Raw genomic sequence first — 12552 nt, forward strand, 5'->3', positions numbered from 1 at the left:
ACGCTAAATAACTCCTTTCTGACAGATAAGAAAAGTGTTGTATTACTGAGAATGATGTGAACAGCAACAACATTTCTTATCTTATGATATAAAAATATTGTATAGGAAACGAATAGAAAATACAATGCATTTATTTTTGACAGAAATAGCTAAAATATATTGAATGGGAACCAAAAATATTATAAAATAATATACAAATCAAAGCTTTTTGAAAGGAAGCCAAAAGTTGTGAAGAAGAGATATACAATTGGTGTGATGATAGGAAATGCAAATTCACCGCATACGATGGATCTAATGCAGGGGATTTTTCATGCAGCACAGTCGATGGATGTCAATGTTATATTATTCCTTGGAATTCACAGCAGCTATTATTATAAATCATATTTTGGAGAAGATGTGGAGGATGATTATGACTACCAGTTTAATGCCGCATATGATTATCAGGCATTTGCGGACCTGGATGTGCTGGTAATCGCATATGGATCATTATGTATTTTTCTGGATGAAAAAGAGAGTGCAACTTTTCTGGAGAAATATAGAGATAAGCCACGTGTTCTTCTCGAAGAAAGGGACAAAACAGGAACATCTACATCCATTATTACGGACAATTATAATGGAATGTATGCCATAGCAGAACATCTGGTAAAGGACCATGGGTATAGAAATTTTACCTATCTTGCGGGACCTCATGGAAATACAGACGCCAGGGAACGCAGGCAGGCGGTATATGATGTGATGGAGAAATATGAAATCCCGTTTGGACCGGAGCGGATTGCTTATGGAGATTATTCATCATGTGTGCAGAAACAGGTAAATCATTTATTGGATGCATATCCTGACATGGAAGCAATGATCTGTGCAAATGATGTTATGGCAGAGACTGCATATAGAGAATGTAATAAAAGAGGATTGATTGTCGGAAAGGACATTGCGATTACTGGTTTTGATGACTGGGAACTTGCCGAGACAATGAATCCGCCATTGACAACTGTATTGCAGAATGCTTTTGATATGGGGTATATGGCAATAATCGGCGCGGTAGAATTGTGCAAGGGAAAGAAATGCCACTCTGTGGTAGTTTCGGCGAGTGTAAGAATTCGTGAGTCATGTGGATGTTCAGTAGACAGAAATTCTTATGAGGAAACTTCAATTCTTGGAAAAGAAACTCATTGGACAGCGATTGTGGAGAGTTATCTGGACAGTATGCTGAAGGAAGTTCTTCCGGCCAATTCAAATAAAGAATTGAAGGGCAGAATACGGGATTATCTGAGTTTGCTTTTAAGTGTGGATTTCAGAACTTCGGATAGTGAAGAGAATATAAAGAGAGGTCTGCAGAAATTGTTTGACAGTGAACTCGGCGGACTGCTCAATGGACATTCTTTTATGAAAGTGCTGGATCAATTTGTTGATGAATGTATTCAGGTAGAATTGCGAAAAGATAAGCCAGACAGAACGATCATTCAGAATTTACTTCTGAGAAAGAGACTCTTAAATGATAAGATCGTGGCATACAGTATTAAAAGTGAAAAAGAGCATTTCAGTACTTTTCAACAGGAAAGCTGGTTTGTTCCGCTGATTTCCAAAGATATGATATGTCATATGAATGATGAGCAGGAGATGTATAGACGTGCACTTGTGAAGCTAAACGCGTTGAGCGCAAAAGCATCGTATCTTTATATTTTTAAAGAACCGGTAGCTCATTACAGAGATGAGGAATGGAAATGCCCAGATAAGATGTATCTGGCTGCATATCAGATAGGACAGCAGATTATTTCATATAAAGAGAATGAACGTCCGGAAGTGTCTACAGATTATTCAAGGGACGGAAGAGTTATATGCGGAAAGAAAGACAACGAAAATTATGTAGCGACGATTCTTTGTCTCTTTTCCGGAGAAATGCAATATGGTGTTCTGGCAGCGGAAATTAATCCTGCCAATCTGGCTTTATTTTATCTTATCAGCAGGCAGATTGGAAATATGCTGCGTATGTATCAGATGTCGAAAGAGCAAAAAAGGATGCAGCAGAAACTCGAAGCTCTGGTCAGAGAAGTCAGGGAAAAGAATGAAGTCCTTAACTTTCTGTCGGAATCTGATGCATTAACAGGCTGTATGAACCGCCGGGGACTTATGGAAAAGGCAGTTCAGATGAATAGAAAAAATGATGGAAAAGAGATGCTGATCCTGTTTGCAGATCTGGACCACCTGAAGGAAATCAATGATTCTTTTGGACATATAGAAGGCGATTTTGCCATTAAAAAATGTGCTGAGACTTTAAAATCTGTGGTGGGAGAAAATGGCATCATAGGAAGAATCGGCGGAGATGAATTCTGCGCAATGCTTCCCGGAAATGCTGAGGATGGACAGAGGATTCGTAGACTGATCCAGAAGAAAAGTGCAGCATTTAATGAGAATTCCGATAAAGCGTATTATGTGGAATTATCAGTGGGATACACGATAGTTACATGCAGTAGCGGACTGGCAATCTCAGATGAACTGAAAGATGCCGATAAAGCTCTCTATGAGGAAAAAAAGAAACGGAGAAAATCTGTAAAGAAACAACTGGATTTAGAAAAATAGTAATAAAATAATGCTAAGCAAAGAACAGGTTCAGACACGAATAATATATTTCGTATCTGAACCTGTTTTATATCCTGGGAAATTATTTAATCAGGCTATTATCGTCAAAGTAGTTAATCTGCATAGCAGAACGTACATCATGAAGTGTCTGAGCAGCTTTTGCCTCAGCAACTTTACTTCCTTCTTTGAGGATATCATATACATCATCGAGATGCTGTTCCCAATGTTTACGTCTTTCGCGGATTGGAGAAAGCTCTGCCTGAAGTACTTTGTTCAGGAATTTCTTAACTTTAACATCACCCAGACCGCCATGTGTATAGTGAGCTTTCAGTTCATCCAGGTTCTGATATTCTGGCAGGAATTCTGCGAAATATTCCGGTTTGCAGAAAGCATCCAGATAGATAAATACCGGGTTTCCTTCCACACGACCAGGGTCTTCCACACGAAGATGATTCGGATCAGTAAACATGGACATAACTTTCTTCTTGACATCTGCCTCTTCATCAGCAAGATAGATGCAGTTTCCGAGAGATTTGCTCATTTTTGCTTTGCCATCGATACCTGGCAGACGTAAGCAGGCTTTATTGGATGGAAGAATGATTTCTGGCTCTGTCAGAGTTTCGCCATAAACAGTATTGAACTTGTGTACGATTTCCTTACACTGTTCAAGCATCGGAAGCTGATCCTCTCCAACCGGAACAGTAGTAGCGCGGAATGCAGTGATATCTGCTGCCTGGCTGATCGGATAACAGAAAAATCCAACAGGAATGCTGGCTTCAAAATTACGCATCTGAATCTCAGATTTAACAGTTGGGTTACGCTGTACACGTGCTACAGTCACAAGATTCATATAGTAGAAAGTGAGTTCTGTAAGCTCCGGAACCATAGACTGGATAAAGATTGTGGATTTCTCAGGATCAATACCACATGCAAGGTAATCCAGTGCAACCTGAAGGATATTCTGGCGAACTTTCTCAGGGTGTTCTGCGTTATCTGTTAATGCCTGTGCATCAGCAATCATAATATAAATTTCATCATATAAGCCGGAGTTCTGTAAACGAACACGCTCGGATAATGAACCAACATAATGTCCAACATGAAGGCGGCCTGTTGGGCGGTCACCGGTTAAAATAATTTTGCTCATTTTGCTCTCCTAAAAGTAAATTCCGATTTTCCAGAGAATAATCTGGAAATTCTCAGTTATCCCTATTATAAAGCCTGCGGATGTTACCGTCAATGATTTTGGTGGAATAAATGAGGATATAATGTTACTGTGAACGGAGTGAACATTAACGATATAATTTCTTGAATAATTATGCAATAAATACATTTACAGAATTGATTAAAAGAAAAGATTCTGCTAGAATAATAAAGAGTTGTACATAAAAAATTACACACTGATTAAGGATAAAATAAAAGGAGTATTTACCATGCCAGTATTTGATTTCAGCGGTGCTTCAGACAAGAAACCAGGTGTACAGTCTGAATGTACCTACACTACTTTCCAGTCTGATGAAAAGGAGACTTCCCCTGAGAAACCGATCATGATTCTGGATAACAGCATCCGTCAGTGGAAACATCATTCCTGCGGTATTTTTACTAATCCAATCAAACGTACATCCTTTGAATTTAAAGAGGATGACGGCGTTTTCAGTGCAGATATCATCAGTATTGATTCAAGATTTGTAAGTCTTCTGAAATGGCTTGGGGAGAATCATATCAATGTGCGCCTTTCAGGAGAGAATAAAGAGAATGGTTATGCAGTTTATAAGATTCGTGAAACTGCTTTTGGCGGCGGCACGAAACTTTCCGCAGAGGACGGATTTCTTCAGTTTATGATCGAGAGACTTCTTGCAAGCAGTGCACCTGCAGAGATTGTTGAGGATGAAGATGAAGAAGAAACAGGGGATGAGATGAAGCTGACAAGCATTCAGAGCATCACTGACTTTATGACCTGTGCCGGAAGAACTCTGCCGGATAATATTCGCCTCTGGGCTCGAAGAAACCTTGCAGTTGCCCGCTCTCATGAGGTATCTCCGGAAGAGAGACGCCACGCTCAGCGTGCACTGTCCATTATGATGAACATTCAGTGGAAGAATAACTACTTTGAAGCAATCGATCCGCAGGAAGCACGTAGAATTCTTGATGAAGAACTCTACGGAATGGAATCTGTAAAGCAGCGTATTATTGAAACCATCATCCAGATCAACCGTACCCATACACTTCCTGCATACGGACTTCTCCTTGTAGGCCCTGCAGGTACAGGTAAATCCCAGATTGCATACGCAGTTGCCCGTATTCTGAAACTGCCTTGGACAACTCTGGACATGAGTTCCATCAATGATCCGGAACAGCTTACAGGAAGTTCCAGAATCTATGCAAACGCAAAGCCCGGAATCATCATGGAAGCTTTCTCAGCAGCAGGAGAATCCAACCTTGTATTTATTATCAACGAGCTTGATAAAGCAGCGTCAGGTAAGGGCAACGGAAACCCTGCAGACGTACTTCTTACTCTGCTTGACAACCTTGGATTTACAGATAACTATATGGAATGTATGGTGCCCACAGTGGGCGTTTATCCCATTGCTACGGCAAACGATAAATCCCAGATCAGCGCACCTCTTATGTCCCGTTTTGCAGTGATCGATATCCCGGATTATACATCAGAAGAGAAGAAGATCATCTTCTCCAAATACGTCCTTCCGAAGGTTCTGAAACGCATGAGCCTCAAGGCAGAAGAATGCGTAGTAACAGAAGAGGGTCTGAATGCCATCGTTGAATTGCATAAAAATACAAGCGGTATTCGTGATCTGGAACAGGCAGCAGAGCATATCGCAGCCAATGCCCTGTACCAGATTGAAGTAGATCACCTGACAGGTGTGACATTTAATGCAGATATGGTAAGAAGATTACTTTCCTGAAAAAAATCTTGACAGAGATAAAAGTTGAGAGTATACTGTCAGACATCAGCAAGATAAATCGCAAAAATTGCTGATAAAAATAAAATAAGATCTTCAGGGCAGGGTGCAATTCCCTACCGGTGGTAAAGCCCACGAGCCGTAAGGTATGATTCGGTGCAATTCCGAAGCCGACAGTACAGTCTGGATGAAAGAGGATAACAGTAGAGATACAGAAGAATTAACTGATCTGTGAAAGCTGACTGCTCTGGAATAATTAATTTATTCCAGAGCTTTTTTATATCAATTAAAGTGATTTCAGTGATGAAATAAAGAGTCAGATTCATCGGAAGATAATTCATATCAAATATTAATTACCAAGCCCTGGATGTTGAAAAAACACCGGGGCTTTATTTTATGGAATTGTTATAAAAGAGCAGGAGATGATGGATTGAAAAATATAACGGATATGGAACAGGACAGGCAGTACATGAAAATGGCTTTGGAACTGGCGCAAAAAGGAATGGGTTTTACAGCACCTAATCCGATGGTAGGTGCTGTGATCGTTAAAAACGGAAAGATCATTGGTCAGGGATATCACAGAAAATACGGTGAACTCCATGCGGAGAGAGAAGCTCTGGCAGCATGTACGGAAGAACCCGAAGGAGCATCTATATATGTTACTTTAGAACCCTGCTGCCATTATGGAAAACAGCCTCCATGCGTGAATGCAATCCTGGAGGCTGGAATCAGACGCGTGATCATCGGATCATCAGATCCTAATCCACTGGTTGCAGGAAAAGGAATCCGGATTTTGAAGGATCATGGAATTGAAGTAACAGAAAATATTTTAAAAGAAGAGTGTGATAAATTGAATGAAGCATTTTTTTATTACATCCAAAATAAAAAACCGTATGTGGTCATGAAATATGCAATGACTATGGATGGAAAAATTGCCGCTTATACAGGAGAATCCAAATGGGTGACAGGAGAAGCTGCCAGAATTCATGTACAGAAACAGCGACTGAAATATACAGGAATTATGGTTGGGGTGGGAACTGTGCTGGCAGATGATCCGATGCTTACCTGCAGACTGGAAAACAGCAGAAATCCTGTGCGTATTATCTGCGATTCCCATCTGAGAACACCACTGACATCTAAGATTGTAAGAACAGCAGCGACAATTCCTACAATCATTGCAAGCAGCAGTAAAGATCAGCAGAAGATAAAGAATTATGAAGAACTGGGATGCCAGGTTCTGTATGTTCCGGAGAAAAACGGACACATAGATTTAAACAGATTAATGGAACTTCTGGGAGCTGAAAAGATAGACAGTATCTTGCTGGAAGGAGGAGGTTCTTTAAACTGGTCAGCACTGGAAAGCGGTATTGTTCAGAAAGTTCAGACCTATATAGCACCCAAACTTTTTGGAGGCGAAGAAGCAAAGACGCCGGTGGAAGGAAAAGGATTTCCTGATCCTGCCAGCGCAGTATTATTAAAAAACAGCGAAATAATCAGACTGGGAGATGATTTTCTCATAGAGAGTGAGGTGAAGAGAAATGTTTACGGGAATTGTTGAAGAACTGGGAACTGTAAAAAATATAAAAAAAGGAGCTAATTCAGCGGTATTCACGATACAGGCAGAGAAAATACTGGATGACCTGAAAACAGGAGACAGCGTAGCTGTAAATGGAATCTGCCTTACTGTAACTGCATGTCTGGAAAATGGTTTTATGGCAGATGTGATGCACGAGACATTGAACCGTTCTGCGCTGATTCAGCTTTCACCGGGGCAGCATGTAAACTTGGAAAGGGCAATGCCGGCAAATGGAAGATTCGGAGGACATATTGTTGCCGGGCATGTGGATGGAACAGGAAAAATCACGGAAATTCGCAGAGATGATAATGCTGTCTGGTACACCATTCAGGCTTCACCACAAATTATGAAATATATTGTGACAAAAGGTTCTGTAACAGTTGATGGAATCAGTCTTACAGTGGCAAAAGTCTCAGAAACAGACTTTTCCATTTCTGCAATTCCTCATACAGTAAAGATTACAGTCCTCGGAGAACGCAAAGAAGGAGATATCGTCAATTTGGAGACAGACATAATTGGAAAATACGTGGAAAAATTAATAACGCCTGTGAAAGAACAGCCGATAAAAAGTAATATTACACGGGATTTTCTGAATAAGTATGGCTTTTGACAGAATTAACCACAAAGCGGTTATTCGATTGATGCAGAACTGTACAGTGGATGTTTTATCTGCCTAACACGAACCAGATAAGCAGCCAATACGAATGATTTTGCCCTCTTAACAACAGAAAAATATATTGTATAAGGAGAGAAAAAATGAACGGATTTGATTCAGTAGAAGAAGCTCTGGAAGAACTTCGGAATGGAAAAATTATTCTGGTAACGGATGATCCGGACAGAGAGAATGAAGGAGATTTTATCTGTGCAGCAGAGTTTGCCACAACAGAAAATATTAACTTTATGGCAACTCACGGAAAAGGACTTATCTGTATGCCAATGTCTGAGGAATATGTAAGAAAACTGCAGTTCCCGCAGATGGTAGCAGAAAATTCAGATAATCACGAAACTGCTTTTACTGTTTCCGTAGACCATATCAGCACCACTACAGGAATCTCTGCGGCAGAACGTTCTGTTACTGCCATGAAATGTGTGGACGAGAATGCAAAACCCGAAGATTTCAGACGCCCCGGACATATGTTTCCACTTCTGGCGAAGAAGAACGGTGTTCTGGAAAGAAACGGACATACAGAGGCAACTGTAGACCTGTGCAGACTTGCAGGGTTAAAACAGTGCGGGCTGTGCTGTGAAATTATGAGAGAAGACGGCACTATGATGCGGACTTCTGAGTTACGGGAACTTGCCGGAAAGTGGAATCTTAAATTCATAACAATTAAAGATATTCAGAATTACCGTAAATGCCATGATATTCTGGTGGATCGCGTGACGACCACAAAAATGCCGACCAGATACGGAGAGTTTATGGCGTATGGATTTGTAAACCGCCTGAATGGGGAACATCATGTAGCACTGGTAAAAGGTGAAATCGGAGATGGAGAAAACGTCCTGTGCCGTGTGCATTCAGAGTGCCTGACAGGAGACGTTTTTGGATCACAGCGTTGTGACTGCGGACAGCAGTTTGCAGCGGCGATGGCCCAGATTGAGGAAGAAGGCAGAGGGATACTCCTTTATATGAGACAGGAAGGAAGAGGAATCGGACTGATCAATAAACTTCGTGCCTATGAACTTCAGGAACAGGGAATGGATACACTCGAAGCGAATCTGGCACTTGGATTTGCCGGAGACGAAAGAGAATACTACATTGGTGCGCAGATTCTGAGAAATCTTGGGGTAAAAGAGCTGCGGCTGCTGACAAATAACCCGGATAAAGTTTATCAGTTGGAAGAATTTGGCATCAGGATCAAACAGAGAGTTCCGATACAGATGAATGCCACAGCGTATGATCTGCGTTATCTTAAGACAAAACAATTACGAATGGGACATATTCTGAAGTATTAAATACAGCGGGGATTTTCATATATAACGATAACGTTCCCGAAAATAAAATTTACCGTATATAAAAACCTGTACAGGTTAAAAAATATAAATTTACAGATGAAAGGACCAGAAAAAATGAAAACATTAGAAGGAAAATTAGTATCAGATGGAATGAAAGTAGGAATTGTAGCAGCCCGCTTCAATGAATTTATAACTTCCAAGCTGGTAAGTGGTGCCATGGATGGGCTGACACGTCACAATGTAAAAGAAGAGGACATCCAGGTAGCGTGGGTACCAGGTGCTTTTGAAATCCCGCTGATCGCGTCTAAAATGGCAAAAAGTGGAAAGTATGATGCGGTTATCTGCGTAGGTGCTGTGATTCGTGGAAATACCAGTCATTATGATTATGTATGCAATGAGGTTTCCAAAGGGATTGCATCAGTATCACTGGAAACAGGAGTTCCGGTATTATTCGGAGTACTTACCACAGAAAACATCGAGCAGGCAATTGAACGCGCAGGTACAAAAGCAGGAAATAAAGGCTATGACTGTGCACTCAGTGCCATTGAAATGGTAAATCTGATCAAAGAATTTGAAGCTTAAATAGACAACAGATCAGACCCTGAAAGTGAAACCAGTTCACGAAAATCGAAAGGTAATGGTGCTTCCAGAAGGAGCATTTTATCTCTGAAAGGATGCTGAAAAGAAACTTTCCATGCATGAAGGGCTGCCCTGGAAAAGGAAGCACAGGAAGATATTTTATCGTCTGAATGATAAAGAGTATCTCCAAGCAAAGGATGTCCTGTGGATGCCATATGGACACGGATCTGGTGGGTACGTCCGGTATCCAGCTTAAGTGTGATAAGCGACCAGTCCTGACTGGAAGAGTATGATAATGAGTAACTGCTGTTTTGATTTTTCCCGATAATGCAGATGAATGTAAGGAAAGATCAGCAGCAGTTTTCATTTTCAGATGATTCTCCGGGTCCTGCATCAGCGGTAAATCTAAGGTATGCCAGACACCAGGCATATCTACAGGCAAAGTATCGGATACAGCGGCAAGATATTGCTTGTGAATTTTGCATGGAGATTTTACAGATTGAAGCCTTGAAGCTGCTACCTGATTTTTGGCAAAAACCACAATCCCGGAAGTCTCCTGATCGAGCCGCCCCACCGGGCGGACACAGACCTGTTCATTTTTCTCTCGAAAGTAACCGGCAACAAGATTGGAGAGGCTGTCTGTATAATGCATTCCCGTTGGATGCGTAACCATTCCTGCCGGTTTATCAACTGCCAGAATATCCGTATCTTCATATAAAATATTCAGAGAAAAAGAAGTTTCGGAAACTGGAGCGGAAGCTCTGTTGGAATGGAAATCCGACAAATCCTTACTTCTGATTCCGTCATTATAATTTTCAAGATGCGCAGAAGCAGTCCCGGCTTCCTCCAGACAAACGCGGATCACATCGCCTGGATATATTGTCTCAGTTACACGACAGCGAACTCCGTTTCTGGTAATCCCGTCCGGCCGAAACTTCGCCTGGCTGATCTGCCGTTTTGTAAGTCCTGCATTCTTTTTCAGAAATGCTTCCATTTTAAGTTCTGTAGTTTGTTCATCTATTCTAAATTCCAGATATCGTTCCATCTTAATACTTTTCCTGCGTAATATATTCTGATATTGATACCATTGATATTACAGGGCAAAAAATAAACTGTCAATGCAAAATTATGTCAGCGTAATGCATAAAATATACTGAAGAAAAATTGCAATTGTGCTATGATATAAGAATCAAAACAATGAAAGCGGGGCAGAAAATAAATATGAAATACTTAATCATTGGAGCCGGAGGAACCGGTGGTGTTATCGGATATTATATGAAAAAAGCAGGCAAGGACGTAACCCTGATCGTGAGAGGCGAACACCTGAAAAAGATCCAGAAACAGGGTCTTACATTGGAGAAAATGTGGGATAAAACAGAGGAAAACATAAGCATTCCTGCTACAGATATGGAGCATTATGCAGAGCATCCGGACGTAATTTTTGTCTGCGTAAAAGGCTATTCCTTACAGAAAACGATTCCGTTTATCAAACGCATTGCCAGGAAAAATACTATCGTAATTCCAGTGTTGAATATATATGGAACAGGTGGAAAAATGCAGAAAGAATTGCCGGATCTTCTGGTAACGGACGGCTGCATCTATGTTTCTGCCAACATTAAAGAACCGGGAAAACTTCTCCAGCATGGACAGATCCTGCACATTGTATTCGGCGTAAGAGACAAAGCAGAATTCCGACCGGAACTGAAAGAGATTCAGAAAGACCTCTGTGACAGTCATATCGACGGGACTCTTTCGGAAAACATCCGCCGTGAAGCACTGGAGAAATTTTCCTATGTATCCCCGATCGGGGCAGCAGGACTCTATTACCACGCAACTGCCGCAGATTTCCAGAAAGAAGGCGAAGCCAGAGAACTTTTTAAGACCATGATAAAAGAAATCGCAGCACTTGCAGAAGCCATGGGAGTTCCTTTCCAGAAAGATATGGCAGAAGTAAATTTAAAAATCCTTTCCAACCTCGCACCGGAAGCAACCACTTCCATGCAGCGGGATATCATGGCAGGAAAACAGTCCGAAATTGACGGATTAGTTTACGAAGTAGTAAGAATGGGAGAAGAATATCACGTTCCGGTACCCGCATATGAGAAAGTGGCAGAAAAACTCAGAGCCCTGTAGCGAAGCGGATTGCGAATATCCGCTTGACCACCGAAACAACATGAAAAAGGGATGCGAATTACTCGCATCCCTTTCGTACTCATTTGGACAATAAAATTATAATTTAATTATAATTAACTTTAATTCAGCAATTATAATTATAACTGAGGACCAGCTGCAACAAGTGCTTTACCAGCAGCGTTTCCTTCGTATTTAGCAAAGTTCTTGATGAATCTTCCAGCAAGATCTTTAGCTTTTACTTCCCATTCAGAAGCGTCAGCATATGTGTCACGAGGATCAAGGATACCTGTGTCTACGCCGTTAAGCTCTGTTGGAACTTCGAAATCGAAGAATGGGATCTTCTTAGTAGGAGCGTTAAGGATATCTCCGTTAAGGATTGCATCGATGATACCACGAGTATCTTTGATGGAGATACGTTTTCCTGTTCCGTTCCATCCTGTGTTAACCAGGTAAGCTTTTGCTCCGCTCTTTTCCATTTTCTTAACAAGTTCTTCTGCGTATTTTGTCGGATGCAGTTCAAGGAATGCCTGTCCGAAGCAAGCAGAGAATGTAGGTGTAGGCTCTGTGATTCCACGCTCTGTACCAGCAAGTTTAGCTGTAAATCCAGACAGGAAATAGTACTGAGTCTGAGCTTCTGTCAGGATAGATACCGGAGGAAGTACGCCGAAAGCATCTGCGGACAGGAAGATTACGTTCTTAGCTGCCGGTGCAGAAGAAATCGGGCGAACGATGTTTTCAATGTGATTGATCGGATACAGATACACGAGTATTCTCTGTTACGCTCTTATCTGCGAAATCAATCTTGCCTTCAGC

Annotated in this window: 8 protein-coding genes, 2 pseudogenes and 1 riboswitch; of the genes and pseudogenes, 7 read left to right on the top strand and 3 right to left on the bottom strand. The window is 41.2% G+C overall.

The window, feature by feature from the left end; genetic code table 11:
* Positions 1 to 228: 228 nt before the first annotated feature.
* The gene (locus AC058W_RS12135) at positions 229 to 2577 is read left to right on the top strand and encodes a diguanylate cyclase domain-containing protein (RefSeq protein WP_479390119.1); all 2349 of its coding nucleotides are present in this window, start codon (positions 229 to 231) and stop codon (positions 2575 to 2577) included.
* A gap of 82 nt (positions 2578 to 2659) precedes the next feature.
* Here the strand turns inward: AC058W_RS12135 and trpS are convergent, their stop codons facing one another.
* Positions 2660 to 3721: a tryptophan--tRNA ligase gene (gene trpS / locus AC058W_RS12140; protein ID WP_294436405.1), complete on the bottom strand. Its 1062-nt coding sequence runs from the start codon at positions 3719 to 3721 to the stop codon at positions 2660 to 2662.
* 286 nt (positions 3722 to 4007) lie between these two features.
* Between trpS and AC058W_RS12145 the strand changes: the two genes are divergently transcribed.
* The 5 genes from AC058W_RS12145 to ribH all read left to right on the top strand — a co-directional run bounded on the left by AC058W_RS12145 (position 4008) and on the right by ribH (position 9609).
* Complete coding sequence (locus AC058W_RS12145; protein WP_479390120.1) at positions 4008 to 5498, top strand: AAA family ATPase; 1491 nt, start codon at positions 4008 to 4010, stop codon at positions 5496 to 5498.
* Between the two features lie 85 nt (positions 5499 to 5583).
* Positions 5584 to 5698: riboswitch (FMN riboswitch) on the top strand.
* Positions 5699 to 5943: 245 nt separating this feature from the next.
* Complete coding sequence (gene ribD, locus AC058W_RS12150) at positions 5944 to 7053, top strand: bifunctional diaminohydroxyphosphoribosylaminopyrimidine deaminase/5-amino-6-(5-phosphoribosylamino)uracil reductase RibD (protein ID WP_117844299.1); 1110 nt, start codon at positions 5944 to 5946, stop codon at positions 7051 to 7053.
* Positions 7034 to 7681: a riboflavin synthase gene (gene ribE / locus AC058W_RS12155; RefSeq protein WP_117844239.1), complete on the top strand. Its 648-nt coding sequence runs from the start codon at positions 7034 to 7036 to the stop codon at positions 7679 to 7681. The genes ribD and ribE overlap by 20 nt, the downstream gene beginning before the upstream one ends.
* 146 nt (positions 7682 to 7827) lie before the next feature.
* Positions 7828 to 9027, top strand: coding sequence for a bifunctional 3,4-dihydroxy-2-butanone-4-phosphate synthase/GTP cyclohydrolase II (locus tag AC058W_RS12160; RefSeq protein ID WP_008704014.1), 1200 nt, complete (start codon positions 7828 to 7830; stop codon positions 9025 to 9027).
* A 114-nt stretch (positions 9028 to 9141) separates the two neighbouring features.
* Entirely contained in the window at positions 9142 to 9609 is a 468-nt protein-coding gene (ribH, locus tag AC058W_RS12165) for a 6,7-dimethyl-8-ribityllumazine synthase (RefSeq protein ID WP_020994061.1), read from the top strand.
* Here ribH and AC058W_RS12170 read toward each other — a convergent pair.
* A pseudogene (locus tag AC058W_RS12170) lies at positions 9606 to 10651 on the bottom strand (RluA family pseudouridine synthase). The gene ribH and the pseudogene AC058W_RS12170 sit on opposite strands and share 4 nt — an antisense overlap.
* 176 nt (positions 10652 to 10827) lie before the next feature.
* Between AC058W_RS12170 and AC058W_RS12175 the strand changes: the two are divergent.
* Positions 10828 to 11739 (top strand): ketopantoate reductase family protein, encoded by a 912-nt coding sequence (locus AC058W_RS12175; RefSeq protein ID WP_182474276.1) that lies wholly within the window; start codon positions 10828 to 10830, stop codon positions 11737 to 11739.
* 137 nt (positions 11740 to 11876) lie between these two features.
* Here AC058W_RS12175 and AC058W_RS12180 read toward each other — a convergent pair.
* Positions 11877 to 12552 (bottom strand): annotated as a pseudogene (locus tag AC058W_RS12180) (phosphoenolpyruvate carboxykinase (ATP)); the annotation flags it as partial.

The sequence above is a fragment of the Blautia sp. CGZ-1-C1 genome (assembly GCF_056504575.1).